Here is a 26,682-nt window from a genome sequence, read left to right as displayed (position 1 = left end):
CGCGGTCGCGAGGGTGACGTGGGGCAGGTCCCGGGGTGCCCGGCCCTGCATGGCGTGGACCTCGCCCGGAACGGACCCGGAGACGACACGAGGCCGGCCCCGGAAGGGGACCGGCCTCGTCGTCGGGAAGAGACTTACGCCTCCTGCTCCGGCGTGGGCATGACGGCCCACGTGTCCTTGCCCTTGAGCAGGGCCTGCAGGTTGTCGCCCCGCTGCTCGGCCTGCTCGGTGGCGGCCTTCACCTGGGCCCGGGCCCCGTCGTCGTAGGTCGGGCGGTCCACCTTGCGGAAGATGCCCGTGACGGTGTGGGTGAGGTCCTGGTCGGACAGGCGCGAGAGCGCGAACGCCTGCGTCGGGTCCTGCTCGCCGGCGTGGTGGACGACGAGGGCGTCCTCGCCCACCTCGGCGACCGGGACGACCTTCAGCCCGCCCGACTCCGAGCGGACGACGCCGTACTCGCCGTCGTTGCCGAACCGGATCGGCTCGCCGTCGACCAGCGGGATGAGGCGCTGGGCGACGTCGTCGCCCTTGCGGAGCACGTCGAACGACCCGTCGTTGAAGATCGGGCAGTCCTGGAAGATCTCGACCAGCGACGCACCACGGTGGGCGGCGGCCTGGCGCAGCACCTCGGTGAGGCCCTTGCGGTCGGAGTCCAGGGCGCGCCCCACGAACGTGGCCTCGGCGCCCAGGGCGAGCGAGACCGGGTTGAACGGCGCGTCGACCGAGCCCATGGGGGTGGACTTGGTGACCTTGCCGACCTCGGAGGTCGGCGAGTACTGGCCCTTGGTCAGCCCGTAGATCCGGTTGTTGAACAGCAGGATCGTGATGTTCATGTTGCGGCGCAGCGCGTGGATCAGGTGGTTGCCACCGATCGAGAGCGCGTCGCCGTCACCGGTCACGACCCACACCGACAGGTCCGGTCGCGACACCGCGAGGCCGGTCGCGATCGCCGGCGCACGGCCGTGGATCGAGTGCATCCCGTAGGTGTCGAGGTAGTACGGGAACCGGCTCGAGCAGCCGATCCCGGACACGAACACGATGTTCTCGCGCTTGAGGCCGAGCTCGGGCAGGAAGGACCGCACGGAGGCGAGCACGGCGTAGTCGCCGCAGCCCGGGCACCAGCGCACCTCCTGGTCGGAGGTGTAGTCCTTCGCCTTCTGCGGGGCGTCAGTGGTGGGAACGAGGTCCAGGCCCCCGAGCTGGGGGGTGGGCAGGTCCACGGCGGTCATGCGGGAAGGTCCCCCTTCACGGCGTCGGTGAGGACACCGGCGAGCTCTTCGGCCTGGAACGGCAGGCCGGCCACCTTGGTGTAGGAGCGGACGTCGACCAGGTACTTCGCGCGCAGCATCATCGCGAACTGGCCGAGGTTCATCTCCGGGACGACGACGCGGCGGTAGCGCGCCAGCACGTCGCCGAGGTTGCCCGGCAGCGGGTTCATGGAGCGGACGTGCGCCTGCGCCACGTTCATCCCCGCCGCCCGGACGCGGCGGCACGCCGCACCGATCGGTCCGAACGTCGAGCCCCAGCCGAGCACGAGCACCTCGGCCTCGCCCGACGGGTCGTCCACGGTGACGTCGTCGACCGTGATGCCGTCGATCTTGGCCTGACGCAGCCGGACCATGCGGTCGTGGTTGTCGCCGTCGTAGGAGATCGACCCGCGGCCGTCGGCCTTCTCCAGCCCGCCGATGCGGTGCTCGAGACCGGCCGTGCCCGGCACCGCCCACGGACGGGCGAGCGTGTCGTCGTCGCGCAGGTAGGGCCAGAACTCCCCGGACCCGTCCGGCGCGTTCGCCTCGGTGGCGAACGTGGTCGAGATGTCGGGCAGGTCGGCGACGTCGGGCACGTTCCACGGCTCGGAGCCGTTGGCGATCGCGCCGTCGGAGAGCAGGAACACCGGCGTCCGGTACTTGATCGCGATGTGCGCGGCCTCGATCGCCGCGGCGAAGCACTCGCTCGGCGAGGCCGGCGCGATGATCGGCACCGGGGCCTCCCCGTTGCGGCCGTACATCGCCTGCAGCAGGTCGGCCTGCTCGGTCTTGGTCGGCAGGCCGGTCGAGGGGCCACCGCGCTGGACGTCGAGGATCAGCAGCGGCAGCTCGAGGGCGACCGCGAGACCGATCGTCTCGGACTTCAGCGCCACGCCCGGCCCGGAGGTCGACGTGACGCCCAGGGCGCCGCCGAACGACGCGCCCAGGGCCGCACCGATGCCGGCGATCTCGTCCTCGGCCTGGAACGTGGTCACGCCCATGCCCTTGTGCTTGGACAGCTCGTGGAGCACGTCCGAGGCCGGGGTGATCGGGTAGGTGCCCAGGAACACCGGCAGCTTCGCGAGCTGCCCGGCGGCGACCACACCGTAGGCGAGCGCCAGGTTGCCGGTGATCTGGCGGTAGGTGCCGGTCGGCAGGGCCGCCGGCGCCACCTCGTAGGTCACCGCGAACGACTCGGTGGTCTCGCCGTAGTTCCAGCCGGTGCGGAAGGCGAGGATGTTGGCCTCGGCGAGGTCGGGCTTCTTCGCGAACTTCTCGCGCAGGAACTGCTCGGTGCCCTCGGTGCCGCGGTGGTACATCCACGACAGCAGCCCGAGCGCGAACATGTTCTTCGCCCGCTCGGCGTCCTTCTTGGACATGCCGGTCGGCTCGAGCGCGGTCCGCGTGATGGTCGCCATCGCGACCTGGTGCACCTGGTAGGGCTCGAGCGAGTCGTCCTCGAGCGGGTTCGACTCGTAGCCGACCTTCGCCAGGTTCCGCTTCGTGAACTCGTCGGTGTTGACGATCAGCACCTGGCCGTGCGGCAGGTCCTTGAGGTTCGCCTTCAACGCGGCCGGGTTCATCGCGACGAGGACGTCCGGCCGGTCACCCGGCGTCAGGATGTCGTAGTCGGCGAAGTGGAGCTGGAAGCTCGACACCCCCGGCAGCGTCCCGGCAGGGGCCCGGATCTCGGCGGGGAAGTTCGGCAGCGTGGCGAGGTCGTTGCCGAACGCCGCGGCCTCCGAGGTGAACCGATCCCCGGTCAGCTGCATCCCGTCCCCGGAGTCACCGGCGAAGCGGATGACGACGCGGTGGGTCTGCCGGACCTCGGTCTGCCGGATCTCGCCGTGGGCCACCAGTCGATCAGGGAGATCGGCCCCGACCTCGGTGTCAGTGCTCATCGAGCGATCGGTGTCCTTCCTCGTCCGTCGTGGCGCGCGACGTCACCACGTCAAACATCCACGCTAACCCTGTGGTGATCGCCGCAGTGGCCCGGTTCGTCACGAGTCACAACGGCTGGACCGAACAAGTGCCGTCAGGACCGTTTCCGCAGCCGGTCGAGGCCCTCCTCGAACGCCGGGGAGCGCAGCGAGGTGAGCTGCGGACCGACCTCCACGGTGACGGCCTCGGCGTGGTCGGTGAGCGCCGAGGTGGTGCGGATCGACGCCTTCGTCGTGGTGACGAGGTCCCGCGGGGCCCGGGCGGAGAACGCCGCCATCCGCAGCGCCTCCACGACGACGGGCGAGTGCCCCTGCTCGGGCACCTCGCCGGGGACCCGCCGCAGCACGAGCCCGGCCCGTTCGGCGGCGGCCGCGTCCATCGCCTCGCCGCCGAGCAGCATCGCGATGGTGGTCTGCTGCCCCACCAGGCGCTGTGTCATCCAGGTCATGCCGCCGCCGGGGTGGATCCCCAGGCGCAGGAAGCCGGGCTCGAAGCGCGCGGTGTCCCCGGCGAGCCGGATGTCGGCGGCGAGGGCCATGTTGATGCCGGCGCCGACCGCCGGCCCGTCGACGGCGGCGATGGTGGGCAGCGGGCACGCCGCGAGCCGCAGGAAGCCCGCGTAGACCCCCCGGATCGCGTCCTCGCCGTCCTGGCCCGTCGTCGCACCCACCGCGGCGAGTTCGTCGAGGTCCCCGCCGGCGCAGAACGCGGGGCCGCGGTCGGCCGCGCCGGTGACGACGACGGCGTGCACCCGCTCGTCGGCCTCCACCTCGTCGAGGACCGCGAGGAGCGCGTCGGAGAGGGCCCGACTCATCGCGTTGCGCCGCTTCGGGTCGCGCAGCGTCAGCAGCGCGGTGAGTCCACCGCCCTCCTGCGCGCCCTCCGGCGCGATCCGCTCGAGCAGGACGTCCGGGGTGTTGTCTGCCACGGCCGCCATCCTGCCGAAGACCGTTAGCGTGCGCTCATGGTCGCGTCCCCCAGCCTGGAACTCCCCGCCGAGGCGACGGTCGCCGAGCGGCACGAGAAGGCGCCCGCGGTCGGCGAGCGCATCCCCGTGCACTCGGCGGTGTGCTTCGGCTGCGCCGACCTGCCCCACGGGCTGCGCCTGGAGTCCTGGGTGACCGACGACGAGGCGGGCGCCGCGGCGATCAGCAGCCGCATGGTGCTGCGTGAGGAGCAGCAGGGCGCCCCCGGGCTGCTGCACGGCGGGCTGCTCACCGCGGCGTTCGACGAGGTGCTCGGCTCGGTGGTCGCGCTCGTCACCCGCCCGTGCGTCACGGCCCGGCTGGAGACCGACTTCCGGGCGCCGATGCCGATCGGCTCCACGCTGTGGCTGCGCGGACGGGTCGACGGCCGCCTCGGGCGCAAGCTGTACGTCAGCGGGCGCGCCCACCTCGACGCCCCCGACGGCCCCGTCGTCGGGACCGCGTCGGCACTGTTCCTCAAGGTCGAGATGGACCACTTCCTGCGCAACAGCCGCCCGGAGGACCTCGAGGCCCTCGGTGTTCCGGCCGAGCGCATCCGGGCCGCCCGCGCCTGACCCGGGAACGCGCGCCCGCACCCGTTCGTTGATCCGGGCGAAGGACCTCCCGGATCGGAACGAAAGGCGACGACGGTGCGCAACGGGCTCAAGACCGCCCTGCTCCTGGGAGCGCTGAGCGCGTTCATCCTGCTGATCGGATCGCTGTTCGGCCGGGGCGGGCTGTTCCTCGCCCTGCTGGTCGCGCTCGGCGTCAACGGCTACTCGTACTTCTTCTCCGACAGGCTGGCGCTCCGGGCGATGCACGCCGTGCCGGTCACGGAGGCCGAGCAGCCCGCGATGTACCGCATCGTGCGGGAGCTGGCGTCGGCAGCGCACCAGCCGATGCCGCGGCTCTACGTCAGCCCGACCGAGGCACCCAACGCCTTCGCCACCGGGCGCAACCCGCGCAACGCCGCGGTCTGCGCCACCACCGGGATCCTGCGGCTGCTCGACGAGCGGGAACTGCGTGGTGTGCTCGGGCACGAGCTCTCCCACGTCTACAACCGGGACATCCTGATCTCCTCGGTGGCGGGCGCGCTGTCGAGCGTGGTCACCTACGTCGCCCTCGGCGCGCAGCTCTTCGGCGGGAGCCGGAACGTCCTGGCGACGATGCTGCTCGCCCTGGTCGGGCCGGTCGCGGCCGGCATCGTGCAGATGGCCGTGAGCCGCACCCGGGAGTACCAGGCGGACGCCAGCGGCGCCCACCTCACCGGCGACCCGCTCGCGCTCGCCTCGGCCCTGCACAAGTTGGAGTACGGCACGCAGGCGGCACCGCTGCCCCCCGAGCCGCGCCTCGTCTCGCAGTCCCACCTGATGATCGCCAACCCGTTCCGGGCGGGTGAGGGTCTGTCGCGGATGTTCTCCACCCACCCGCCGATCGAGGACCGGATCGCCCGCCTCCAGGCCATGTCCCGTCACGGCTGAGCCGCCGCCACGTCCGCGTCCACGGCCGGATCGACGAGGTCGGCGACGTGCAGGAACACGTCGTCGTCGATCCCCTCCGCGCCCGGGATGCGGTCGAGGTGCTCGGTGCGCGGCGGAGCGCCGCCCGGGCGGAGCCGGTAGCGCCGCACCGCCCGCAGACGGAACGCGCGGTCGGTCGCGGCGTGGGCGCGGACGTCGACGTCGAGGTAGACCGACCCCTCGACGTACACCGGGCGGCCCGCCCCGAGGTCCGGCGCGGTGCTCATCCCCGCGCAGTTGAGCGGGAGGGAGCGCTCCCCGACCACCAGGACGCCGAGGTCACCCACGCCGTCGCCGTCGAGGGCCGGCACGGTGTCCACGCCCAGCACCCCGCAGGCGACCACGGTGCCGTACGGGTCGAGGTCCCAGAGTCGGGCGGGCCGGCAGCGGAGCGCGTCCACCTCGCTCGCGTAGATCATCGGCGTGACGTGCACGACCTCCCCGACCGCGGCGAGGGGCAGCTGCCCGGCGCGGAGGTGGTGGGGGAGCAGCTGCACGGTGGTCACCTCGTGCCGCCGGACCTCCGCCCGCGAGGTCCAGCCCCCGCAGCGGTGCGCGGCCGCGGTCACGCGTCGGCCTCGTCGCGCAGGACCGGCGCGGGGAACGCGAACGGCCGATCGGCCACCAGGTCGGCGACGTACACCGCGTCGTCGGACACCTCGGACGGTGCGGGGAACCGCCCCAGCCGGACCGGGCGCACCGGGACCGAGGCGGTCCGCCGGTAGCGCCGCAGCGCGGTGAGCCGGAAGGGCCGGCGACACAGGGCGACGGCCTCGCCGTGCTCGGTGCCCGCGTCCAGCATCGGGTCGAGGTACAGCGACCCGTCGACGTGCGCCGGCCCGTCGTCCTCCGGCGGGCGGGTGGCCGCCCAGTTCACCGGGGCGAGCCAGCCCCCGGCGTCGAGGACCTCGATCCGGCACGTGCACCCGCCCGTGGGATCGAGCGCGACGGTGGTGAGCCGCCCCCGGGCGTCCACGCACCCGAACTCGTCCACCCACCAGTGCCCGGTGCCCGCCACTCCGTGGTGCGCCGCGTCGGCGTGGATCGCGCCCGCGTAGATCGCGGGCGCCACCTCGAGGCGGTCCCCGACCCGGGGCCGTCCCAGGTCCCCGCCCAGCAGCAGGTGCGGCAGCAGCTGCACGGCCGTGGCCCCCGGTGTGCGGTCGTGCGCGGTCCCTCCGGCGATCCGTCCCGTCCTGCGTCGCGTACCCATCGCGCCTCCCCGGCTCGTCCCGTCCTCAGGGGCTTGGACTGCGCCGGGCGCCGATCGGTTCCGACTTTCTCGCGCGGTGTCCCGTCCCTCGACGGGGGGACGTCGTGGTCCCCCCACGTCGGGTCCGGATGAAGGACCCGGCCGGGTCGGCCGCGGAGCCATGCTTCTCCCGTCAGCACGGAGAACGCTCAGGTCAGGACGCTCCCCGCGATCCAGAAGACCCTCCGGGAGCCACCATGAACGTCCGCCGCTGTGCCGCCGTCCTCGCCGCCGCCACCGTCGTCTCCCTGTCCGGGGTCGGGGCCGGGACGGCCCTGGCCGCCACCCCGCCGGTCACCCCGACGACGCCCGTCACACCCGTGGCCCCGGTCCACCCGGTGACGCCCTCCGGTGGGTCGGGGACGCACCACCCGTCCCACGCGACCCCGTCCACCACGACGTCGGGCTCCGACTCCGGCTCGGTGCTGCCGCTGCTGCTCGGAGGGCTCGGGATCGCCGTCGTCGCCGGCGGCGGTGCTTACGCCCTCGCGCGGGGCGGTGCGGCCGACCGGGAGCGCGAGCGTCGCGCCCCCGCCGACGTCCGCATCGTCACCGTCCCGCCGCCGGTGGGCTACGGCTACGACCAGCCGCCTCACGGCCGGCCGCCCTACGTCCAGGCCGGCGCGCGCCCGTACGCCGCACCGCGCCACCGCTGACGAGACGAGACCCCACGCTTCCCCCGCCGCCCGGGCGGGAACCGGACGACCATGACCGCCCCCTACGGCGCGCACGGTTCGAGCCTCCGGGACCTGCCCCGCCTGCGCCGCTCCCGTCGTCGTCGGGCCTCGAGCTGGGACCGCACAGGAGGCAACGACGACCGCGCCCACGTCCGCGCCGGGGAGTCGGTGACGCTGCTCGACGTCGACGGGGCCGGCGTCGTGACCCACCTCTGGATGACCGTGAACGGCCCCCGACGGCGGCGCGCGGAGCTGCTGCGGCGGCTGACGATCCGCATGTGGTGGGACGGGGAGGAGTCCCCGAGCGTGGCGGTGCCCCTCGGCGACTTCTTCGGCGTCGGGCACGGCCGCACCACCAACTTCGTCTCGGCGCCCCTGCAGATGAGCCCCCAGGACGGGCGGGCGCTGAACTGCTGGTTCGCGATGCCCTTCGCCGCGGGCGCCCGCATCGAGGTGCAGAACGAGGCACCCGGAGAGGTCTGGGTCTACTTCTACGTCGACCACGAGGAGCTCGACGAGGTCGGCCCGGACATCGGCCGGTTCCACGCGCAGTTCCACCGCGAGCGCACCCGGGGCGTGCGGCCGGGCCTGCTGAACTCCCGCTACCAGTTCGGGGGCACGAACCTGACGGGGGACGGCAACTACACGGTCCTCGAGGCCCGGGGGCACGGGCACTACGTGGGCTGCGTGCTCAACGTCCGGCCGCGGCGCCGGCGTCGCTGGAACTGGTACGGCGAGGGGGACGACATGATCTTCGTCGACCAGGAGCCCGGCGACTGGCCGCCCACCCTGCACGGCACGGGCACCGAGGACTACGTGAACACCGCCTGGTGCCCGACGCAGTCGTACTCCGCGCCGTACCACGGGGTCACGTTGCCGGGCGGCCGGAACTGGCGCGGCCCGGTGTCGCTCTACCGCTTCCACGTCGAGGATCCGGTCGTGTTCGAGCGGAGCATCCGCGTGACGATCGAGCACGGGCACGCGAACCGGCGCAGCGACGACTGGTCGTCGGTCGCCTACTGGTACCAGGCGGAGCCGCACGTCCCCTTCGACCTCCCGGCGCTGTCGGAGCGGCTGCCGTGACCGGGCACTGGGTCTGGGTGGTCGGGCCGGACTGCTATCTCGACGACGACGGGCGCGAGCACCCCAAGCTCGTCCCCGGGGCTTCCGCCATGCGGTGGGCCTGTCACCGCGACACCCGCCCGGGCGACCTCGCCGTGCTCTACCGCTCGCGACGCGCCAAGGACCTCGCCTACCTGCTGCGGGCCACGTCGGAGCCCGCCTACGAACCCGGCCCGCGCCCGTGGAACTGCGCCGCCGAGGTCGTCCGCCGCCTCGAGCCGTCGATCCCGCTGGCCGACCTGCGCGCCGACCCGGTCGTCGCCGGCTGGTCCGCGCTGCGGGCCTCGTTCGTGCGCACGGGCTCGCCGGTGCCCGACGAGGTCTGGGACCGCCTGATGGCGATGGCGCCGTGACCGACCGGGTGCGGCTGTCGAAGCGCATGTCGCGGGCGCTGCGCCACGAGCCGGCCCGGATCGGGATCGAGCTCGACGACGAGGGCTGGACGTCCGTCGAGGCGCTCGTCGCGGTGCTCGGGGTCACGCGGGCCGACGTCGAGGACGTCGTCCACCACGGCAGCAAGCCGCGCTACGAACTCGACGGCGGACGCATCCGGGCCCGCTACGGCCACTCGGTCGCCGGGCGGGTGGAGCTGCCGGTCGCTGACCCGCCGGCGGTCCTGTTCCACGGCACGGGCCCGACGACGGCGGGTGCGGTCCGGGAGGAGGGGCTGCGGCCGATGGGCCGGCAGTACGTGCACCTGTCGGGCGACGAGGCCACCGCCCGGCAGGTCGGGGCCCGGCACGGGGGTGTCCCCGTCGTGTTCGTGGTGGACGCCGCCGCAGCGGCGGAGGCCGGGGTCGTCTTCCGGCGCGGGAACGACGACACCTGGCTCGTCGCGGGGATCGGACCGGAGTTCCTCAGCGCGCGCTGAGCGCCGCAGTCCGTGGGTCGACCGCCACCGACGGCACCCGCGCGCGCCGATCCGCGCCGTGCACGGCGACCACGAGCGGCCAGATCCCCATCGCCGCCACCGTGACGCGCTGCGAGACGCCGTACCAGGTGCCCCCGGCGACCAGCTGCACGGTGAACCAGGCGAGCAGCGTCCCCATCACCGCCACCGCGAGCAGCGACCCCCGCCGCAGGACGGGGCCCGTCGTCGGGACGGCGGCGAGCGCGAGCGGCCAGGTCGCGAAGCCGGCCCAGGCGAGCCCGCCCGCCATCATGTGCGGCCACGAGGTGCCCTGCGCGGGCTGGGGGAAGAGCGCCGCGAGCGCGAGGAAGCCGCCGCCGGCGCCGAGCAGGACGCGACCGACCCGCGGCACGTGGTGCAGGCGTGCCGCCACCGCGACGTAGGTCAGCCCGACCGCCAGCACCGTCGTCGTCATGATCCAGCGATCGACCGCCCCGAGGCTCTCGAGGGCGCTCAGCGACATGGCCGACGGGTCCGGCGTGGGCTGCGCGGACTGGGCCGCGACGAGACCCACGGGGAACACGACGAACGGGACCAGGGCGAGCAGGACGGTCCACCGCGCCGACGCGCCGAGGGGTCGGGCCCCGAGGGCCACCCGCAGCGGCCACGCGGTCTGGGCCAGCAGCACGGTGCGTTCCGCCGCTCCGAGCCACGTGCCGTCGGTCCACGCCTGGGCGCAGAGCCAGACGACGGTCGCGGCCACGACGCCGGTCATCACCAGCGACCCCGCGCGGAGGTGCGGCGCGCGCAGCAGGCCCAGCGGCCACAGCGTGAAGGCCGCGCAGCCGAGCGCCATCGCCGTCATGTGCACTGCCGAGCTGCCGTGGGCGGGTTGCGGCGAGAGGGAGACCACCACGAGGGCGAGCGCCCCCACCCCGAGGATCCAGCGTCCCGGGCGCGGCGCGCAGAGCCCGGCGGCGACGGCCAGGTAGATCAGACCCAGCGCGAGCAGACCCGCCGTCATGATCCAGCGGTCGTCCGCGCCGCGGCCCGCGAGGGTGCTCACGGTCTGGCGGAGCGGCGTGTAGCCGCCCGGACGTTGGACCGCCTGCGCGAGCAGGACCCCGACCACCAGGACGACGGGTGCGACCGCCGCGAGGAGGAGCGTCAGGGGCCCCCGGAGCCGGTGGGCGATCATGCCGCGAGCTACCCGGCGCCCCCCGGCACGTACTCCTCCCACCAGTCCACGACCTGCTGGCGGTGCACCAGGGACACCTCCGGCTGCGCGGTGGCCCACGCCAGGAAGTCCCGCACCGCCACCGCCCGCGCGGCCTGGCCGCTCCAGCGCGGGTGCAGGCCGACGGTCAGCAGCCGGGCCCCCGCGCCGGCGCGGGCCTCCTCGAGCAGGAGGTCGACCGCCCCGATGAGCGTCTCCGCGAAGTGCCGGGGGGTCGCGTAGGTCGGCGGCAGGAAGTATCGCGTGTCGTTGTGCACCTTGGAGTACGGCACGACGAGCCACGGCCGCCCGTCGACCTCGACGCGGTAGGGCAGCTCGTCGTTGACCGAGTCACTGTCGTAGGTCAGCTCCGGGTGGTCCGCCGCCAGCCGCCGGGTCCGCTGCGACGGGAACGAGCGCGCGTACCAGCCGCGGACCGGGCGGCCGACCAGCTCGGGGAGCACCCGCATCGCGTGCTCGAGGTCCGCGCGCTCCTCGTCCTCGGTCATCCGACTGACCTCGGCCCAGCGGTAGCCGTGCCCGAGCACGTCGTGGTCGCTGTCGCGCAGCCACGCCGCGAACGGCGGGTTGCGCTCCAGGGCCCGCGCGCAGACGCCGAAGGTCACGGCGGCGTCGAACCGCTCGAACAGCCGGACCAGCCGCCAGATGCCGACGCGGGAGCCGAACTCGTAGTGCCCTTCGGTCCCGAGGTCGCGCACCGCCGGGTCGATCGGCAGCGTGTACTCGCCCCAGCTGTCGTTGCCCTCGTCGTCGGCCCAGGAGGCCTCCGCCCCCTCCTCGACGTTGACGACGACGTTGACCGCGACGAGTGACCCGTCCGGCCACCGGTCCAGCGGTGCGGTCGGGCCGTAGCCGACGAAGTCACGGTCGATCATGGGTACGGTCTACCCGAGGGGAGCACCGATGCAGCGACTCGCCGGCCGCGTCTGTCTGGTCACCGGCACCGCGTCGGGGATCGGACGTGCGATCGCCGTCCGGTTCGCCCGCGAGGGGGCGACGGTGGTGTGCGCCGACCGTCGCTCGACGCCCGACGGGGGCGGCGAGTCGACCGTCGACCTCGTCCGCCGTGAGGGCGGGCGCGCCCACGAGGTGCTCGTCGACCTCGCCGACGCCGCGGCCACCGCAGGACTCGTCGACGAGGTCGTCGCCGAGCACGGGCGCCTCGACGTGCTCGTCAACAACGCCGCGATCTCGGTCGGACGCCCACTGCTCGACACCACCGTCGAGCAGTGGGACGCGGTGTTCGCCGTCAACGTCACGGCGGTCTTCCTGCTGACCCGGAGCGCGGTGGCGCACATGCTCACGCGGGAGGCCGACGAGCACGGCGTCCGCGGCCGGATCGTCAACGTGTCCAGCCAGCACGGGATGATCGGGGCGCGCGGGGACGCCGCCTACGGGACCTCGAAGAGCGCGGTCGTGTACCTCTCCCGACAGGTCGCCACCGACTACGGCGCGGCCGGGATCGTCTGCAACGGCGTCGCACCGGGCAAGATCCTGACCGGTGCCGGCGGCCGCGAGGACGACCCGGTCTGGCAGCGCCACTGGCGGGACCGCACTCCGGCCCCGCGGCTCGGCGTGCCCGACGACGTCGCGCACGCGGCGCTCTTCCTCGCCTCCGACGAGGCCCGCTACGTCAACGGCACGAACCTGATGGTCGACGGCGGGTGGACCGCGTCCTGAGCCGCGACGACAGCCGCGACGACAGCCGCTACGACGTCGCCCCCGCCCGGCGGGCGACGTCCATGACGTACTCGCCGTAGCGCGACTTGCCCTGGGCCTCGCCGAGGCGCAGCGCCTGGTCGGGGGTGATCCAGCCCTCGCGCAGGGCGAGTTCCTCGAGACACGCGATGCGGACGCCCTGGCGGTGCTCGAGGACCGAGATGTACTGGCCGGCCTCGATCAGTGATTCGTGGGTGCCGGTGTCGAGCCAGGCGAACCCGCGGCCGAGGTCGATCAGGCGGGCGTCGCCGCGGTGCATGTAGGCGAGGTTGAGGTCGGTGATCTCGAGTTCGCCGCGCTCGGAGGGGGTCAGGGTGCGGGCGAGGGAGACGACGTCGTTGTCGTAGAGGTAGAGCCCGGTGATCGCCCGGTTGCTCCGGGGCTGCACCGGCTTTTCTTCGATGGAGATCAGCCGCCCGTCGGCGTCGGCCTCGCCGACGCCGTAGCGCTCGGGGTCGCCGACGGGGTAGCCGAACAGGGTGGCGCCCTTCTCGGTCTCGACCTGCGCCACGGCGCGCTGCAGGATCGTCGAGAAGCCCTGGCCGTGGAAGATGTTGTCGCCGAGCACGAGGGCGGCGGTGTCGTCGCCGATGTGGTCGGCGCCGATGAGGAAGGCCTCGGCCAGGCCGTTGGGTTCGGCCTGTTCGGCGTAGGAGAACCGCACGCCCCACTCGGAGCCGTCGCCGAGCAGGCGGCGGAAGGCGGGGAGGTCGACCGGGGTGGAGATGATCAGGATGTCCCGGACCCCGGCGATCATGAGCACCGAGATCGGGTAGTAGATCATCGGTTTGTCGTAGACCGGCAGCAGCTGTTTCGAGACCGCCCGGGTGACCGGGTGCAGTCGGGTGCCGCTGCCCCCGGCGAGCACGATTCCCTTCACGCCGGACGACTCTAGATGGCGCAGTCGCCGTCACTCCTTCGAGTGCCTCGGGTCAAGGTGCGATAACGATGCGGTCGCGGCCATCGACACCCCGGTACGAGCGCATCGCTCGCCGACAATCGCCCAGCGCACCTCCCGGGGGACACCTGTGTCTGCACACCGCCGCACCCGTCGTGCCCGCCCCGTCGTCGGACGGGTCGCCCTGGTCGGGGTGGCGCTCGCCGGCCTGTCCGCCGCCCCGGGCGCCACCGTCGCCGTCTCGACGCCCCTGGAGATCGCCCCGACCGCGTCCCCCGTGACGTCGGCCGACCACGACGACGTCCTCTGGTACGGCCTGCTCTCCGCCGCCGCGCTCGCCGGCGCGGCCGGGGCGCACCAGCTCGTCGGCCGGCCTCGCCGCGCCTGACGGCGGGAGGCGGTTCCCCGGGGGGCGCGGTCCCGGGGAACCGCCGCACTCACGCCGGGAAGGGCACGAGCTCCTCGCGGTGGTGGAACGGGTACGGGGCCGGTCCCGCCTCGACGGCCCGGGCCGCCAGGATCTCCGCGTACTGCGTGCGGGGGTCGACCACGCCGTACTGCTCGCGGGCCTCGGCCGGCTCCCGGACGACGGGGTTCACCGGCCTCGTGCCCCGCAGGACGGGCTCGAGGATCGGCACCGTGCGCGGGCTCGCCAGCCTGAGGGCCCAGATCTCCACGAGCCTGCTGGCCGCAACGAGCCGGACGACGGGTCGGGTCAGGGCGATCGCGAGCCGGTCGGTGAACGTCGACTGCCCGGTGGCGCCGAGCTTGCGCATCCAGCGCGGCATCGTCGCGATGACCGCGCGGCGGACGACGGCGTTGAAGACGAACCGCAGCACGGCGGGGGTCTTCTCCGGGACGACGGTGGTGCTGCTGTCGAGCAGGAAGTCCATCATGTCCTGCGCGACCTCGGAGCCGACCAGCCGCGGCCGGTACGCGGCGAAGTAGGCGCGGATGCCCTCGCGGCTCCGGGGGACGTCGGCGGGGTCGATCGTCTGGAACTCCGCGGCCCGCGCGCACTCCTCCCAGTACTGCGCCTCCTCGGCCGCGGTGAGCTTCCCGGGGCCGAACACCTCGTAGGTGTAGAGGATCGAGTGCCACGCGGTGAGGTGGATCCACAGCTGGGACGCCGGGTCGTTCGCGTCGTAGGTCCCGCCGGTCACCGGGTCGTGCCCGACCGCGCGCGAGTGGATCTTCACGAGCGTGTCCGAGGCGCGGAGGACCGACTCGGCGTCGCCGAACTTCACCGTCGCGAAGTACTGCATCGTCCGGTCGTAGCGCAGCCGCGGCCGCTGCTTGACCTGCCCGGACTGGTCGACCGACGCCACCAGGTGCGGGTCGAGCTCCTCGATGACGACCGCCCGGAGGAAGCCGAGCACGATCGAGGTCGGGTAGCCCCAGACCTTCCAGGTCACCGACTCCGGACCGAAGAACCCGTAGTCCTGCTGCCGTCGAGCCACGCCGCCCACCTCCGTCGCAAGTATGTGCGACGCACGGTAACCCTATACATCGTGTAACGGCTACCCCCGGTAAGAGGTACATGCTGTTCCCCCTGGTGGGATCAGGGTTTCACCGGAGGCGACGACGCCGTCCCGACGACGAGGGTGGTCGCCATGCGCCTCACCTCCCGTTCCTCGCGGTCCCTGGACCTGGCCCGGTCCGAGGCCGTCGGCCTCGGCGCCGAGGGCATCGGCACCGCGCACCTGCTGCTCGGACTCGTCCGCGAGGGCCGCGAGCGCGCCGATCCGCTCCTCGCCGACGTGGACCCCGAGCGGGTGCGCGGCCTGCTGCCCATGCGCGTTCCCGACGGCGGGTCGCTGCCGCTGACCCCCGGGGCGGCCGCGGCCCTCACGGTGGCCGCCCGCGACGTCGGGGGCGCCCGGGTCGACGTGGCGCACCTGCTCGCCGCTGTCCTGACCCATCCGTCGTCGGACGCGGTGGGCGTCCTGGAGCGGCTCGGGATCGACCCGGGCCACCTGTGGGCACGGGCCCGGTCGGTCGCGTCGGCCCCGATCCCGCTGCTCGTCAGGCCGTGAGCACGAGGTCGACGATCGCGGCCACGCCGATCACGACGATCACCACCCGCAGCACGAGCGGGGAGAGCCGCCGACCCACGCGCGCCCCGAGCAGCCCGCCGACGGTCGAGCTCACCGCGAGGATCAGCACGACCCACCAGTCGATCGGCGCGACCACCGCGTAGATGGCGCCGGCGACCACGTTGACCACGGCGGCGAGGGCGTTCTTGAAGGCGTTGAGCCGCTGCAGCGGGTCGGTGAGCAGCAGGCCCATGACGCCGACGAGCATGATCCCCTGCGCCGCCGTGAAGTACCCGCCGTAGACGCCGACGGCGAAGATCAGTGGATAGAGCAGCCAGGGCCGCCCCGACGACGGGCTCTCCCGGCTCCGCAACCGCCGCGTCACCAGCGGCTGCACCGCGACGAGCAGGACGGCGAGTCCTACCAGGACCGGCACGATCGTCTCGAACGCGTCGGCCGGCAGCGAGAGCAGCAGGATCGTGCTGCCGATCGCGCCGAACAACGACGCGACGCCGTAGCGGACCAGTCGGCGCCCGTGACCCCGCAGCTCCGCGCGGTAGCCGTAGGCACCGGTGATCGTCCCGGTGATCAGACCGATCGCGTTCGACGTCGTCGCGGTGACGGGCGGGTAGCCGAGTGCCACCAGCACCGGGAAGGTCACGAGCGTGCCCGAGCCGACGACGGTGTTGATCGTCCCGGCCCAGACCCCGGCGAGGGCGATCAGCGCGATCTCCCACCGGGTCACGGCGGGCGACCCTACGCTGCGAAGAATTGTCGTCGGGACCTGTCGAGAACGCGCCGGCGGCTCCGTCCCCGGGGTGCGAGCGGCCACCCGGGCCGCTGGAGAGCAGCGAGGAGAACCCCGTGAAGTACCTGATGCTCAAGCACTACCGCGGTGGCCCGACCCCGGCGCACGACCAGCCCCCGATGGACCGCTGGACGCCCGAGGAGGTCGACGCGCACATGCAGTACATGAGCGACTTCGCCGCCCGGCTGCGGGAGACCGGCGAGTTCGTCGACAGCCAGGCGCTCGCCGACCGCGGCGCCTTCGTCCGCGCCGACGGCGCGGGGCGCCCGCCGGTCACCGACGGCCCGTTCGCGGAGACGAAGGACCTCATCGCGGGGTGGATGATCATCGACGTCGAGTCGTGGGACCGGGCGGTCGAGCTCGCCGGCGAGCTGTCCGCGGCCCCGGGCGCGGGGGGCGCGGCGATCGACGAGTGGCTCGAGGTCCGGCCGATGCTCACCGGTGTCCCGGGGCAGGAGTGACGCCCTCCCTGCTCCGGGAGCTCGTCCCCGCGGTCATCGGCGTCCTCGTCCGGCGCGGCGCGGACTTCGCGTCGGCCGAGGATGCCGTGCAGGAGGCCCTCATCCGGGCGCTCGACACGTGGCCGGACGACCCGCCCCGCGACCCCAGGGCCTGGCTGGTCGCGGCGGCGTGGCGCCGGTTCCTCGACGCGGTGCGCTCCGAGGCCTCCCGCCGCGACCGCGAGGACGTCGTGGACGCGGAGCCGCCCGTCGATCCGGTGCCGGGCATCGACGACACGCTGCGGCTCTACTTCCTCTGCGCGCACCCGACGCTCCCGGTCGCCGCCGCCGTGGCGCTGACCCTGCGCGCCGTCGGGGGCCTCACCACCCGGCAGATCGCCGTGGCCCACCTCGTCCCCGAGGCGACGATGGCGCAGCGGATCAGCCGGGCCAAGAAGAAGCTCGAGGGGCTGCCGCTCGACCGGCCCGGGGATCTCCCCACGGTGCTGCGGGTGCTCTACCTCGTGTTCAACGAGGGGTACGGAGGCGATCTCGACCTGGCGGCCGAGGCGATCCGGCTGACCCGGCAGCTGGCCGCGCTGACCGACGAGCCCGAGGTCGCGGGGCTGCTCGCCCTCATGCTGCTCCACCACGCCCGGCGCGCGTCGCGGACGGGGCCGGGTGGTCGGCTGGTCCCGCTCGCCGAGCAGGACCGCGACCGGTGGGACACCGCGCTGATCACCGAGGGGGTCGCCGTGCTGCAGGCCGCGCTGGCCCGCGACCGGGTCGGCGAGTACCAGGTGCAGGCGGCGATCGCGGCCCTGCACGCCGACGCGCCGACCGCGGACGAGACCGACTGGCCGCAGATCGTGGAGTGGTACGACGAGCTGCTCGCGCTGACCGACACCCCCGTCGTCCGCCTGAACCGGGCGGTCGCGGTGGGCGAGGCCGATGGTGCGCAGGCCGGGCTCGCGGCGCTCGCGGAGGTCCCCGACGACGTGCCCCGGCGTACCGCCGTCCTCGCCCACCTGCGGGAACGGTCCGGCGACCTCGACGCGGCCACCGGGCTCTACGTCGAGGCCGCCCGGGCGGCGGACAGCGTCGGAGAGCGGGACCACCTCACCCGGCAGGCGGCGCGGGTGCGGGCGGCCGCGACCCGCCGTCGGGATGTCAGCGGTAGTTCGTGAACTGCAGGGCGATGCCGAAGTCCTGCCCCTTGAGCAGCGAGATGACGGCCTGCAGCTCGTCCTTCTTCTTGCCGGTGACGCGGAGCTGGTCGTCCTGGATCTGGGCCTGGATGCCCTTCGGGCCCTCGTCCCGGATCACCTTGCTGATCTCCTTGCCCTTCTCCTTGGTAATGCCCTGCACCAGGCTGCCGGTGACCTTGTAGGTCTTGCCGGAGACCGCGGGCTCGCCGACGTCGAAGGCCTTGAGCGAGATGTCGCGGCGCACGAGCTTCTCCCGGAACACGTCGATGGCCGCGGTGCACCGCTCCTCGGTCTCCGAGGTGATGGTGATCGCCTCCTCGCCGGCCCACGCGATCGAGGTGCCGGTGCCGCGGAAGTCGTAGCGCTGGGAGAGCTCCTTGGCGGCCTGGTTGAGCGCGTTGTCGACCTCCTGGCGGTCCACCTTGCTCACGACGTCGAAGGACGGGTTCGCCATCCGGGGCTCCTCCTCGGGTGTTCGGTTCACGGCGGTTCGGGTCCGGTCTACACCCACCCCCCGGGTGCGCCCCAGAGGTGCACCGGCTTGTAGTCTTCTCGTCGCCGTCCGGCGAGACGGCACCCCGGCGGGTTGCCCGAGCGGCCAATGGGAGCGGACTGTAAATCCGTCGCGAAAGCTTCGAAGGTTCGAATCCTTCACCCGCCACACAGAGCCCCTGACCAGCGCGAACGGTCAGGGGTTCTGCTGCGTCCGGGGCCGGTCGTCCGGGTCGTCGAATACCGTGTCGTGTCGTGCGGCCCCCGACGACGCCGAGGCGCTTCGTGGCGTAATCTGACTCATGTCGGTCGTGCCCCCCGCGGCCGGCTCGGCCCCGGGGCCACGCCCCCCCCTGTGTCCCCGGGGCCACCCTCACACGGCGTCGCGGCCGCGCTCCCCGGTGCGGACCCGCAGCACGAGGTCGACGGGGAGCACCGAGAGCCGGCCGTCGGCGTCGCCGAGGTTCGCGCGGATCTGGTCGAGCAGGCGCTCCACCACGTCGTCGTCGACCACGGTCTCGATCCGCAGCCGGGGCACGAGGTCGACCGCGACCCGCGCCCCCTTGTGCACCTGCACGTGACCGGCCTCGTGCACCCGGACCTCGCTGATCGTCATGCCGAGCACCGCGAGGCGCTCGCACGCGCGACGCACGCCGTCGAGCGCGTGGGGGCGCACCACCGCCGTCACCAGCTTCACGCGGCCCTCCCCGGATCCGAGGGGCCCACGGTAGGCCCTGGACCCCGGTCCTGGGACGCTCTGCGCTCGTGTCCGCCACCGTGCTCGTCCTCGGCGGCCGCAGCGAGATCGGGGTGGCCCTCGCGCGCCGCCTCGTCCGCGACGGCCGCGCCACCACCGTCGTGCTCGCCGCGCGGCGCTCCGACACGCTCGGCGCGGAGGCCGCGAGCCTCGGGGCGGAGCGGGTGGGCACCGTCGAGTTCGACGCCGACGACGTCGCCGCCCACGACGGCGTCCTCGCGCGGGTCGAGCAGGAGTACGGCCCGCCCGACGTCGTGATCGTCGCCTTCGGCGTGCTCGGCGACCAGCAGCGCGCCGAGACCGACGCCGACCACGCGCTCGCCGTGGTGCACACCGACTACGCGGCCCAGGTCGGCGTCCTCACGCGGATCGCGGCGCGGATGCGCGGACGCGGGCGGGGCGAGATCGTCGTGTTCTCGTCGATCGCCGGCTGGCGCGTCCGGCGCGCGAACTACGTGTACGGCTCGGCGAAGGCGGGCCTCGACGGGTTCGCGAGCGGGCTCGCGGACGCCCTGCGCGGGTCGGGGGTGCACCTGACGCTCGTCCGGCCCGGCTTCGTGATCGGCCGGATGACGGCGGACAGCGGCCTGTCGCCCGCGCCGCTGTCCTCCACCCCGGAGCAGGTGGCGGACGCGGTGGCCGACGGCCTGGCGAGGCGTCGCGACGTCGTCTGGGTGCCCGGTCGGCTGCGTCTGCTCGCCGTCGTCATGCGGGTCCTCCCGGCCGCGGTGTGGCGCCGGATGCCGCGCTGAGCGCCTCCCCCCAGATGGCAGGAAAGCGTCGTTGCTGTCAGCCGGTGGCAGCAACGACGCTTCCCTGCCACGGGGGGGACGGCCGGGCTCAAGAGCGGTGCGTGATCTCCGCCGAGGCGCCCGGCCCCAGCTGGAGCGAGGTCACCGGGACGTCCCCGAGGGCCTCGTCGATCGCGGCGAGGGTGTCGGGCGTGAGCTCGATGCCGGCGGCCTTCGCGTTGGCGTGCACCTGCTCCGGCCGGGAGGCGCCGACGATCGCCGACGCCAGCTCCGGGCGGCGCAGCACCCAGGCGAGGGCGAGCTCGGCCATCGACAGTCCGGCCCCGTCCGCGACCGGACGGAGCCGCTGGACCGCCTCGAGGGTGCGGTCGGTGAGCTTCTGCTTGATGAACCCGTTCATCTCGTCCGACGCGGCCCGCGAGTCCACGGGCACCTCCTCGCCCGGGAGGTACTTGCCGGTGAGCACGCCCTCGGCCAACGGGGACCAGACGATCTGGGAGATCCCGTTCTCCTGCGAGGTCTGGAACACGCCGTCCTCCGGCGAACGCCAGAGCATCGAGTACTGCGGCTGCGAGGACACGAAGGTGACGTCGTCCGGCGCGGCCTCGAGCCCGGCGCGGATCTGGTCGGGCGTCCACTCGCTGACGCCGAGGTAGCGGGCCTTCCCGGCGCGCACGACCTCGGCGAGGGCCTCCATCGTGTCCTCGATCGGCACGCGGGAGTCGTAGCGGTGGCACTGGTAGAGGTCGACGTGGTCGGTCCGCAGCCGCTGCAGGGACGCGTCGATCTGCTTCGCGATCTGCGCGGGCGACAGGCCGGAGTCGGAGTCCGACATCGGGAAGTAGACCTTGGTCGCGAGTACGTACTCGTCGCGGCGGTAGTCGGCGAGGATCTCGCCCCAGGCGGTCTCGGCGGCCCCGCGGCCGTAGACGTTCGCGGTGTCGAAGAAGGTGATGCCGGCGTCGAAGGCGGCGCGGGTGCAGGCGGCGGTGGCGTCGGCCTCGACCCCGCCGGAGTAGGTCAGCCAGGAGCCGAGGGAGATCTCGGACACCTGCAGGTCGCTGGATCCCAGCTTGCGGAAGCGCACGACCTCGACCCTACGGACCGGGGTCCGCGACCCGCCGTCCGGAAGGGCGGCGTTACCGCCCACCGGAGACATTGCTCCGTTCGTCGCGCTCACGCCCCCGTTCGTCGCACGACGTTGAAACGCGGGTGTGAACTCTGTCCGCGTCCGCTGGTACGGGTGACACCTGTCCGACAGGATGGGTGACGCCCGCGGCGGACACCGTCTGGTCCGCCGGTCACCATCACTCGTCTAGGAGGCACCGAGGCGTGACCCTGTTGACCGCACCGCTGCGCCCGCTCGCCGACGTCATCGACCTCACCTCGGAGGCCGTGGTCGCGCTCGGCACGCTCTCGGTCGGGGCGCTGAGCCTGCTGCTCGCCTCCGACGACGACGACTACCCCCCGCTGCACTCCGTCGAGCGTCCCCGCTCCTGAGTCGCACGGCCTCCACCGACGCCCGCCCGGACCCGGTCCCGGCGGGCGTCCGTGTGTCAGCGGTCGGCCAGCAGGGCCCGGATCGCGCGCAGCTCGTCCCGGATCTCCACCAGCAGGCCCGGGATCTCGTGGCTGCGCTCCCAGTGCGGCGTGACGTCGATGCCCAGATCGGCGAGATCGCGCTCGTAGAGCTCCGCGAGCAGCGTGCGGTACGGCTCCTCGGGCACGGTGCCGTTCTCCCAGCGGGAGAGCTGGGTCTTGAGGCTGGCGGCCGAGGCGACCTCGACGCGACCCGCCTCGGCGAGGGCGCGGAGCCGGGACACCGCCGCCGTCTGCGACCAACCCTTGTCCCGTCGGGCTTCGCGGAGGGTCACCACGGCCGGAGCCTAGACGAGGGGTCCTCAGTCCCGTCCCCGGGTGCGCGTCGCCCGCTTGGGCGCCGGACGGGCCCGGCGCCCGCCGCGGGTCGCCGGCGTCGACCCCTCCGTCGCCGGGATCTCCGGGGGCGTCGGCGTCGTCCCGACGGCGGGGAGGGGCCGCCGGGCGGCCCGGCGCGGCCGGCGCGACGGCAGCCCGGACTCCACGGGCACCGGCGGGTCGTGGCGGTCGAGGAACGCGCACAGCGCCGGCCAGAGGCGGTCGCGCGACGCCCGCCCGCACAGTACGCCGAGGTGCCCGCCCGGTGCCGTCATCAGCGAGGCGTCCGCGGACGACAACACGGTCGACCCGGCCCGCACCGACCGCGGGGGCACGACGGTGTCGTCCTCGCCGGCGACCAGCAGGACCGGACGCTCGAGGCGCCCGAGGTCGATCTCGTGCCCGCCGACGTGCACGCGGCCGGACGCGAGCTCCCGGCCGTCGACCATGGCGTGGAAGGACGAGCCGACGAGGCCCGCCTGTGCCCCCAGGATCGCCCGCACGTCGTCGATCGCCTCGAGCTGGGCGAGGAAATCCCGGTCGGCGAGGTGCGACAGGACGGTCAGCGGCGTGGTGAGGAACGTGCCGACCGAGGCGACGGTCAGCGCCTCCGGGATCCCGGGCGGGCTCGGCAGCAGCCCGAGCAGGGTCTGGGCGGTCGCGAGCACCGGCCCGCCGGCGGCGAGCGCCAGCGGCCGGACCGGGACCCGCTCGGGCACCTGGTCGAGGGCGAACGGTGTGGCGATGGCGGTCACCGAGGCGATCGGCAGGCGCGCGTCGTCCGCGGCGGTCAGCAGCGTCGCGAGCCCGCCGATCGACCAGCCGACGACGTGCACGGGAGCGCCGTCGTGATGGGCGGAGACGGTCCGGATGACGTGCGGGAGGATGTCCTCGACCCACCGCGCGAGGTCTGCGGGCGACGCGGAGATCGGCGCGTCGTGGCCGATCACGTCCTCGTCGTCGACCTGGTGGACGTGCCGGCCCTCGCCGACGAGGTGCTCCACGAGGCTGCACCCGCGGCGCAGGTCGAACGCCACCCCGCACGCCCCGAGCGGCGAGACGAGCAGGACCGGCGCACCGCGCAGCCGGGCGGTGGGGTGCACGGCGTACCGGTAGGTGCTGACCTGGCCCGCGCGGGCCAGGCCGTGCGCCCGGCCCACGGCCCACGCGTCCGGATCGCTCGGCCCGGTGTCGATCGCGACCCGGGGCATCCGCCGCAGGTCGGCCAGCGGGCCCTCGATCACCCGGTCCCGGACGTTCGTCAGGGCCCGCGCGAGTGTCCTCGGCGTGATCACGTGGCCCCCCGTCGCCGTCGGTGCGGTGATCGTGCCATCCCGCCCGTCGCCCACGCCGGGTGGAACGGCTCAGGTCTGGCTGACGACCCCGGCCGCGCGCAGCTTCTCGACGCGGTCGGCGTCCAGGCCCCAGCCCGTCAGCGCCTCGACGGTGTGCTGGCCGGGCAGCGGCGGGGTGCTCGGGGCGGCGCTCGGCGTCCGGTCGAAGCGCGGCGCCGGAGCGGGCTGGCGCACGCCGAAGGCCTCGGTGATCGTGCCGCGCGCCGCGATGTGCGGGTGCTCCGCGGCCTCCTCCATCTCGAGCACGGCGGCGACGCACGACTCGGTGGGCTCGAGGTCGGCCGCCCACTCGTCGCGGCTGCGGGTGGCGAACACCTCGGTGAGCCGCGCGGTGAACTCCGGCCAGCGGGAGATGTCCCACTGGTTGGTGGCGATGTCCTCGCCGTCGAGCCCGAGCCCGGTCATCAGGGCGGCGTAGAACTGCGGCTCGATCGCCCCGACGGCGACGTACCTGTCGTCGGCGCAGCGGTAGGTCTCGTAGAACGGCGCCCCGCCGTCGAGCAGGTTCCGGCCACGGCCGCCGGGCCAGAGCCCCTGCGCCCGCATGCCGTAGATCATCGCCATCTGCAGGGCGCCGCCGTCGACGATCGCCGCGTCGACGACCTGGCCCTGCCCGCTGGTGGCCCGCTCCACGAGCGCGCCCAGGACGCCGACGACGAGCAGCATCCCGCCGCCGCCGAAGTCCCCGACCAGGTTCATCGGGATGCCGGGGGAGCCGTCCGGACCCTCGACGTGGCCGACCACCCCCGCCGTCGCGAGATAGGTGAGGTCGTGGCCCGCGCGCTGGGCCTGGGGGCCGTCCTGGCCCCAGCCGGTCATCCGCCCGTAGACCAGACGCGGGTTGCGCTCGCGGCACACCTCCGGACCGATGCCGAGGCGCTCGGCGACGCCGGGGCGGAAGCCCTCCAGCAGCACGTCCGCCTCACCGACGAGGTCGAGCAGCACCTCGACGGCCTCGGGCGACTTGAGGTCCAGGGCCACGGAGCGGCGGCTGCGGTTCAGCACGTCCTTCGCCGGGTCGCCCAGCTGCAGGCCGCCGGCCTTCGTACGGTCGATGCGCAGCACGTCGGCACCCAGGTCCGCGAGCACCATCGCCGCGAACGGGCCGGGACCGATCCCGGCCACCTCGATCACCTTGACGCCGTCCAGGACACCCATGGCCGTCACCCTAGTGACAGTCAGCGCTGACCGGAAGTGGTCCGCCCCCGGAACGAACGAACGGCACCCTCGCAGCATCGATGTGCGCGAGAGTGCCGTTCGTCCAGACCGGTACTGCTTCGATCAGCCGATCGAGTCGCGGAAGTTCTGACCCTTCTCGGCCTTCTCGACCAGCGACGCCGGCGGGGTGAACCGGTCGCCGTAGCCCTTGGCGAGGATGCGCGCGCGCTCGACGAAGCCGGGCAGGCCGCCCGGGTAGCCGTCGATGTACTGCGCCACGCCACCGGTCCAGGCCGGGAACCCGATGCCCATGATCGAGCCGATGTTGGCGTCGGCGACGGTGTGCAGCACGCCCTCGTCGAAGCACTTCACGGTCTCGAGGGCCTCGGCGAAGAGCATCCGCTCCTTCATGTCCTCGAACGGCAGGCCGTCCGAGTCCGTGGCGCCGTGGAACTCGTCCTGCAGGCCCGTCCAGAGCCTCGTGCGCTTGCCGGCCTCGTCGTACTCGTAGAACCCGGCGCCCGACGAGCGGCCCTTGCGTCCGAGCTCGACCATCCGGTCGACGATCGGCTCCGAGGGGTGCTCGTCCCAGACGCCGCCCGCGGCCTCGACACCCTTGCGGGTCTCCTGGCGGATCTTCTGCGGCAGCGTGAGCGTGAGCTCGTCCATCAGCTGCAGCGGCGGCGCGGGGTAGCCCGCCTGCGATCCGGCCTGCTCGATCGCCGCCGGCGACGCGCCCTCGCCCAGCATGGCGATGGCCTCGTTGAGGAACGTCCCGATCACGCGGCTGGTGAAGAACCCGCGCGAGTCGGAGACGACGATCGGCGTCTTGCGGATCTGCAGCGCGATGTCGACGGCCTTCGCCAGCGTGGCGTCGGACGTCTTCTCGCCGGAGATGATCTCGAGCAGCGGCATCTTGTCGACCGGCGAGAAGAAGTGCAGGCCCACGAAGTCCTCGGGCCGCTCGACCCCGGTGGCGAGGTCGGTGATCGGCAGGGTCGAGGTGTTCGAGCCCAGCACCGCGTCGGGGGCCAGGTGCGGCATGATCTCCGCGAAGACCTTCTTCTTGAGGTCGGGGCTCTCGAAGACGGCCTCGATGACGAGGTCGGCGCCCTGCGCGTCCTCGGGCTTCTCGGTCGGCGTGATCCGGGCGAGGATCGCGTCGGCCTTCTCCTGGGTCTGCTTGCCCCGCGAGACGGCCTTGTCGAGGATCTTCTTCGAGTAGTCCTTGCCCTTCTCGGCGTTGGCCAGGGCGACGTCCTTGAGGACGACCTCGATGCCCGCGACCGCGCACGAGTACGCGATGCCCGCGCCCATCATCCCGGCGCCGAGCACGACCACCTTGCGGGCGGAGTACTTCTCGTAGCCGTCGGGGCGGGAGCCGCCCTTGTTGATGGCCTGCAGGTCGAAGAAGAACGCGTTGATCATGTTCGTCGAGACCTGCCCGACGACGAGGTCGGCGAAGTAGCGCGACTCGATCTTGGCGGCGTTGTCGATGTCGACCTGCGACCCCTCGACCGCGGCGCACATGATGTTGTACGGCGCCGGCATCGGGGCGTTCTTGAGCTGCTTGCGCAGGTTGGCCGGGAACGCGGGGAGGTTCGCCGCGAACTTCGGCACCGACGGCGTCCCGCCGGGGATCCTGTAGCCCTTCACGTCCCACGGCTGCACGGCCTCGGGGTTGGCCTTCACCCACTCCTTGGCCTTGCTCAGCAGCTCCTCGGGGGAGTCCACGACCTCGTCCACGAGGCCGACCTCCTGCGCGGCGCGCGGGTTGCGCTGCTGGCCCTGCAGCAGCACCTGCAGCAGTGCGTCGGCGATGCCGAGCAGGCGCACGGTGCGCACCACGCCGCCGCCACCGGGCAGCAGGCCGAGGGAGACCTCGGGGAGCCCGATCTTGGAGCCCTTGGCGTCCAGGGCGATGCGGTGGTGGGTCGCGAGGGCGATCTCGAGGCCGCCGCCCAGGGCGGCACCGTTGATCGCCGCGACGACCGGCTTGCCGAGGGTCTCGAGGCGGCGCAGCGCCGTCTTGATGGCCTGGGACTGGTCGTAGGCCTTCTGGGCCTCCGACGGGCCGTAGCTCCGCAGGTCCTCGAGGTTGCCGCCGGCGAAGAAGGTCTTCTTCGCGCTCGTGAGCACGACGCCGGAGATCGAGTCCTTCTCGGCCTCGAGGCGACCCAGCGTCGCCTCGAGGTCCGTCCCGAACCGCGCGTTCATCGTGTTCGCCGAGGCGTCCGGGTCGTCCATCGTCAGCGTGACGATGCCGTCGCCGTCCTGCTCCCACCGGAACATGTTCTCGCTCAACTACTCGTCCTTCCGTGCAGAGGTTCC

30 protein-coding genes and 1 tRNA gene are annotated in these 26,682 nt (G+C 73.4%); 14 read left to right on the top strand and 17 right to left on the bottom strand.

Annotated features, from left to right (window positions below):
* Positions 1–134 precede the first annotated feature (134 nt).
* The 3 genes from BJ983_RS19540 to BJ983_RS19530 form a co-directional block, all read right to left on the bottom strand.
* Positions 135–1,229 carry a 2-oxoacid:ferredoxin oxidoreductase subunit beta gene (locus BJ983_RS19540; RefSeq protein ID WP_179795344.1) on the bottom strand — a complete coding sequence of 365 codons (1,095 nt, stop codon included), beginning with the start codon at positions 1,227–1,229 and terminating at the stop codon, positions 135–137.
* Complete coding sequence (locus BJ983_RS19535; RefSeq protein WP_179795343.1) at positions 1,226–3,148, bottom strand: 2-oxoacid:acceptor oxidoreductase subunit alpha; 1,923 nt, start codon at positions 3,146–3,148, stop codon at positions 1,226–1,228. The genes BJ983_RS19540 and BJ983_RS19535 overlap by 4 nt, the downstream gene beginning before the upstream one ends.
* Before the next feature lie 134 nt (positions 3,149–3,282).
* The gene (locus BJ983_RS19530; RefSeq protein ID WP_218890360.1) at positions 3,283–4,125 is read right to left on the bottom strand and encodes an enoyl-CoA hydratase-related protein; all 843 of its coding nucleotides are present in this window, start codon (positions 4,123–4,125) and stop codon (positions 3,283–3,285) included.
* 27 nt (positions 4,126–4,152) lie between these two features.
* Between BJ983_RS19530 and BJ983_RS19525 the strand changes: the two genes are divergently transcribed.
* Positions 4,153–4,728, top strand: coding sequence for a PaaI family thioesterase (locus BJ983_RS19525; protein ID WP_179795342.1), 576 nt, complete (start codon positions 4,153–4,155; stop codon positions 4,726–4,728).
* A gap of 75 nt (positions 4,729–4,803) precedes the next feature.
* On the top strand, positions 4,804–5,634 hold the full coding sequence (htpX, locus tag BJ983_RS19520) for a zinc metalloprotease HtpX (RefSeq protein WP_179795341.1): 831 nt from the start codon (positions 4,804–4,806) through the stop codon (positions 5,632–5,634).
* Here the strand turns inward: htpX and BJ983_RS19515 are convergent.
* Both BJ983_RS19515 and BJ983_RS19510 read right to left on the bottom strand, forming a co-directional pair.
* The gene (locus BJ983_RS19515) at positions 5,625–6,242 is read right to left on the bottom strand and encodes a hypothetical protein (protein WP_179795340.1); all 618 of its coding nucleotides are present in this window, start codon (positions 6,240–6,242) and stop codon (positions 5,625–5,627) included. The genes htpX and BJ983_RS19515 overlap by 10 nt on opposite strands.
* Complete coding sequence (locus BJ983_RS19510; RefSeq protein ID WP_179795339.1) at positions 6,239–6,886, bottom strand: hypothetical protein; 648 nt, start codon at positions 6,884–6,886, stop codon at positions 6,239–6,241. The genes BJ983_RS19515 and BJ983_RS19510 overlap by 4 nt, the downstream gene beginning before the upstream one ends.
* 236 nt (positions 6,887–7,122) lie before the next feature.
* Here BJ983_RS19510 and BJ983_RS19505 point away from each other — a divergent pair, with 236 nt between their 5' ends.
* The 4 genes from BJ983_RS19505 to BJ983_RS19490 are packed head-to-tail and all read left to right on the top strand — an operon-like array spanning position 7,123 to position 9,595.
* Complete coding sequence (locus tag BJ983_RS19505) at positions 7,123–7,581, top strand: hypothetical protein (RefSeq protein ID WP_179795338.1); 459 nt, start codon at positions 7,123–7,125, stop codon at positions 7,579–7,581.
* Positions 7,582–7,632: 51 nt separating this feature from the next.
* Positions 7,633–8,685, top strand: a complete 1,053-nt coding sequence (locus tag BJ983_RS19500; protein ID WP_179795337.1) for a glycoside hydrolase family 172 protein — start codon at positions 7,633–7,635, stop codon at positions 8,683–8,685.
* On the top strand, positions 8,682–9,077 hold the full coding sequence (locus BJ983_RS19495) for an EVE domain-containing protein (RefSeq protein WP_179795336.1): 396 nt from the start codon (positions 8,682–8,684) through the stop codon (positions 9,075–9,077). Before BJ983_RS19500 ends, BJ983_RS19495 begins: the two co-directional genes overlap by 4 nt.
* A complete protein-coding gene (locus BJ983_RS19490) occupies positions 9,074–9,595 on the top strand; it encodes an RNA 2'-phosphotransferase (protein WP_179795335.1) in 522 nt (173 codons plus the stop codon). Before BJ983_RS19495 ends, BJ983_RS19490 begins: the two co-directional genes overlap by 4 nt.
* Here the strand turns inward: BJ983_RS19490 and BJ983_RS19485 are convergent.
* The gene (locus BJ983_RS19485; RefSeq protein ID WP_179795334.1) at positions 9,582–10,772 is read right to left on the bottom strand and encodes a DUF998 domain-containing protein; all 1,191 of its coding nucleotides are present in this window, start codon (positions 10,770–10,772) and stop codon (positions 9,582–9,584) included. The genes BJ983_RS19490 and BJ983_RS19485 overlap by 14 nt on opposite strands.
* A gap of 8 nt (positions 10,773–10,780) precedes the next feature.
* Positions 10,781–11,686, bottom strand: coding sequence for a polysaccharide deacetylase family protein (locus tag BJ983_RS19480; RefSeq protein WP_179795333.1), 906 nt, complete (start codon positions 11,684–11,686; stop codon positions 10,781–10,783).
* Positions 11,687–11,714: 28 nt separating this feature from the next.
* Here BJ983_RS19480 and BJ983_RS19475 point away from each other — a divergent pair, with 28 nt between their 5' ends.
* Positions 11,715–12,491, top strand: a complete 777-nt coding sequence (locus BJ983_RS19475; protein ID WP_179795332.1) for an SDR family NAD(P)-dependent oxidoreductase — start codon at positions 11,715–11,717, stop codon at positions 12,489–12,491.
* Positions 12,492–12,519: 28 nt separating this feature from the next.
* Here BJ983_RS19475 and rfbA read toward each other — a convergent pair whose 3' ends face one another.
* Positions 12,520–13,410, bottom strand: coding sequence for a glucose-1-phosphate thymidylyltransferase RfbA (gene rfbA, locus BJ983_RS19470; RefSeq protein WP_179795331.1), 891 nt, complete (start codon positions 13,408–13,410; stop codon positions 12,520–12,522).
* 148 nt (positions 13,411–13,558) lie between these two features.
* Between rfbA and BJ983_RS19465 the strand changes: the two genes are divergently transcribed.
* Complete coding sequence (locus tag BJ983_RS19465; protein WP_179795330.1) at positions 13,559–13,816, top strand: hypothetical protein; 258 nt, start codon at positions 13,559–13,561, stop codon at positions 13,814–13,816.
* 49 nt (positions 13,817–13,865) lie between these two features.
* On the opposite strand, the gene BJ983_RS19460 is transcribed toward BJ983_RS19465, so the two are convergent.
* Positions 13,866–14,888 carry an oxygenase MpaB family protein gene (locus tag BJ983_RS19460; RefSeq protein ID WP_343054256.1) on the bottom strand — a complete coding sequence of 341 codons (1,023 nt, stop codon included), beginning with the start codon at positions 14,886–14,888 and terminating at the stop codon, positions 13,866–13,868.
* A gap of 153 nt (positions 14,889–15,041) precedes the next feature.
* On the opposite strand from BJ983_RS19460, the gene BJ983_RS19455 reads away from it, so the two are divergent.
* On the top strand, positions 15,042–15,464 hold the full coding sequence (locus tag BJ983_RS19455; RefSeq protein WP_179795328.1) for a Clp protease N-terminal domain-containing protein: 423 nt from the start codon (positions 15,042–15,044) through the stop codon (positions 15,462–15,464).
* Here BJ983_RS19455 and BJ983_RS19450 read toward each other — a convergent pair.
* The gene (locus BJ983_RS19450; RefSeq protein ID WP_179795327.1) at positions 15,454–16,209 is read right to left on the bottom strand and encodes a TSUP family transporter; all 756 of its coding nucleotides are present in this window, start codon (positions 16,207–16,209) and stop codon (positions 15,454–15,456) included. The two genes, BJ983_RS19455 and BJ983_RS19450, sit on opposite strands and share 11 nt — an antisense overlap.
* Before the next feature lie 131 nt (positions 16,210–16,340).
* On the opposite strand from BJ983_RS19450, the gene BJ983_RS19445 reads away from it, so the two are divergent.
* Positions 16,341–16,733: a YciI family protein gene (locus BJ983_RS19445; protein WP_218891328.1), complete on the top strand. Its 393-nt coding sequence runs from the start codon at positions 16,341–16,343 to the stop codon at positions 16,731–16,733.
* Entirely contained in the window at positions 16,730–17,899 is a 1,170-nt protein-coding gene (locus BJ983_RS19440) for a DUF6596 domain-containing protein (protein ID WP_179795325.1), read from the top strand. Before BJ983_RS19445 ends, BJ983_RS19440 begins: the two co-directional genes overlap by 4 nt.
* Here BJ983_RS19440 and BJ983_RS19435 read toward each other — a convergent pair.
* Positions 17,883–18,374, bottom strand: coding sequence for a YajQ family cyclic di-GMP-binding protein (locus BJ983_RS19435; RefSeq protein ID WP_179795324.1), 492 nt, complete (start codon positions 18,372–18,374; stop codon positions 17,883–17,885). The two genes, BJ983_RS19440 and BJ983_RS19435, sit on opposite strands and share 17 nt — an antisense overlap.
* Positions 18,375–18,500: 126 nt before the next feature.
* On the opposite strand from BJ983_RS19435, the gene BJ983_RS19430 reads away from it, so the two are divergent.
* Positions 18,501–18,581: transfer RNA gene (locus BJ983_RS19430), tRNA-Tyr, on the top strand.
* A 204-nt stretch (positions 18,582–18,785) separates the two neighbouring features.
* On the opposite strand, the gene BJ983_RS19425 is transcribed toward BJ983_RS19430, so the two are convergent.
* Positions 18,786–19,109 carry a P-II family nitrogen regulator gene (locus BJ983_RS19425; protein ID WP_179795323.1) on the bottom strand — a complete coding sequence of 108 codons (324 nt, stop codon included), beginning with the start codon at positions 19,107–19,109 and terminating at the stop codon, positions 18,786–18,788.
* Positions 19,110–19,177: 68 nt separating this feature from the next.
* Between BJ983_RS19425 and dprE2 the strand changes: the two genes are divergently transcribed.
* Entirely contained in the window at positions 19,178–19,921 is a 744-nt protein-coding gene (gene dprE2 / locus BJ983_RS19420; protein WP_179795322.1) for a decaprenylphospho-beta-D-erythro-pentofuranosid-2-ulose 2-reductase, read from the top strand.
* An 88-nt stretch (positions 19,922–20,009) separates the two neighbouring features.
* On the opposite strand, the gene BJ983_RS19415 is transcribed toward dprE2, so the two are convergent.
* Positions 20,010–21,008, bottom strand: coding sequence for an aldo/keto reductase (locus BJ983_RS19415; protein ID WP_179795321.1), 999 nt, complete (start codon positions 21,006–21,008; stop codon positions 20,010–20,012).
* Positions 21,009–21,253: 245 nt separating this feature from the next.
* Between BJ983_RS19415 and BJ983_RS19410 the strand changes: the two genes are divergently transcribed.
* Complete coding sequence (locus BJ983_RS19410) at positions 21,254–21,421, top strand: hypothetical protein (protein WP_179795320.1); 168 nt, start codon at positions 21,254–21,256, stop codon at positions 21,419–21,421.
* A gap of 56 nt (positions 21,422–21,477) precedes the next feature.
* On the opposite strand, the gene BJ983_RS19405 is transcribed toward BJ983_RS19410, so the two are convergent.
* The 4 genes from BJ983_RS19405 to BJ983_RS19390 all read right to left on the bottom strand — a co-directional run bounded on the left by BJ983_RS19405 (position 21,478) and on the right by BJ983_RS19390 (position 26,643).
* The gene (locus tag BJ983_RS19405; RefSeq protein WP_179795319.1) at positions 21,478–21,798 is read right to left on the bottom strand and encodes a hypothetical protein; all 321 of its coding nucleotides are present in this window, start codon (positions 21,796–21,798) and stop codon (positions 21,478–21,480) included.
* A 24-nt stretch (positions 21,799–21,822) separates the two neighbouring features.
* Positions 21,823–23,133, bottom strand: coding sequence for an alpha/beta hydrolase (locus BJ983_RS19400; RefSeq protein WP_179795318.1), 1,311 nt, complete (start codon positions 23,131–23,133; stop codon positions 21,823–21,825).
* A gap of 69 nt (positions 23,134–23,202) precedes the next feature.
* The gene (locus BJ983_RS19395; protein ID WP_179795317.1) at positions 23,203–24,351 is read right to left on the bottom strand and encodes a CaiB/BaiF CoA transferase family protein; all 1,149 of its coding nucleotides are present in this window, start codon (positions 24,349–24,351) and stop codon (positions 23,203–23,205) included.
* Positions 24,352–24,474: 123 nt separating this feature from the next.
* Positions 24,475–26,643 carry a 3-hydroxyacyl-CoA dehydrogenase NAD-binding domain-containing protein gene (locus tag BJ983_RS19390; protein ID WP_281376527.1) on the bottom strand — a complete coding sequence of 723 codons (2,169 nt, stop codon included), beginning with the start codon at positions 26,641–26,643 and terminating at the stop codon, positions 24,475–24,477.
* Positions 26,644–26,682 lie beyond the last annotated feature (39 nt).

This window comes from Actinomycetospora corticicola, assembly GCF_013409505.1.
Lineage (GTDB): Bacteria > Actinomycetota > Actinomycetes > Mycobacteriales > Pseudonocardiaceae > Actinomycetospora > Actinomycetospora corticicola.
The sequence above is the reverse complement of the archived record's forward strand: the minus strand, read 5'-3'. Positions and strand labels throughout refer to the sequence as shown.

Coding starts and splice junctions, on each gene's coding strand:
- BJ983_RS19390 (WP_281376527.1), bottom strand. CDS start 26,643: ATGTTCCGGTGGGAGCAGGACGGCGACGGCATCGTCACGCTGACGATG.
- BJ983_RS19475 (WP_179795332.1), top strand. CDS start 11,715: ATGCAGCGACTCGCCGGCCGCGTCTGTCTGGTCACCGGCACCGCGTCG.
- BJ983_RS19525 (WP_179795342.1), top strand. CDS start 4,153: ATGGTCGCGTCCCCCAGCCTGGAACTCCCCGCCGAGGCGACGGTCGCC.
- BJ983_RS19505 (WP_179795338.1), top strand. CDS start 7,123: ATGAACGTCCGCCGCTGTGCCGCCGTCCTCGCCGCCGCCACCGTCGTC.
- BJ983_RS19435 (WP_179795324.1), bottom strand. CDS start 18,374: ATGGCGAACCCGTCCTTCGACGTCGTGAGCAAGGTGGACCGCCAGGAG.
- BJ983_RS19500 (WP_179795337.1), top strand. CDS start 7,633: ATGACCGCCCCCTACGGCGCGCACGGTTCGAGCCTCCGGGACCTGCCC.
- BJ983_RS19455 (WP_179795328.1), top strand. CDS start 15,042: ATGCGCCTCACCTCCCGTTCCTCGCGGTCCCTGGACCTGGCCCGGTCC.
- BJ983_RS19510 (WP_179795339.1), bottom strand. CDS start 6,886: ATGGGTACGCGACGCAGGACGGGACGGATCGCCGGAGGGACCGCGCAC.
- BJ983_RS19540 (WP_179795344.1), bottom strand. CDS start 1,229: ATGACCGCCGTGGACCTGCCCACCCCCCAGCTCGGGGGCCTGGACCTC.
- BJ983_RS19395 (WP_179795317.1), bottom strand. CDS start 24,351: ATGGGTGTCCTGGACGGCGTCAAGGTGATCGAGGTGGCCGGGATCGGT.
- BJ983_RS19480 (WP_179795333.1), bottom strand. CDS start 11,686: ATGATCGACCGTGACTTCGTCGGCTACGGCCCGACCGCACCGCTGGAC.
- BJ983_RS19535 (WP_179795343.1), bottom strand. CDS start 3,148: ATGAGCACTGACACCGAGGTCGGGGCCGATCTCCCTGATCGACTGGTG.
- BJ983_RS19445 (WP_218891328.1), top strand. CDS start 16,341: ATGCTCAAGCACTACCGCGGTGGCCCGACCCCGGCGCACGACCAGCCC.
- BJ983_RS19530 (WP_218890360.1), bottom strand. CDS start 4,125: ATGGCGGCCGTGGCAGACAACACCCCGGACGTCCTGCTCGAGCGGATC.
- BJ983_RS19485 (WP_179795334.1), bottom strand. CDS start 10,772: ATGATCGCCCACCGGCTCCGGGGGCCCCTGACGCTCCTCCTCGCGGCG.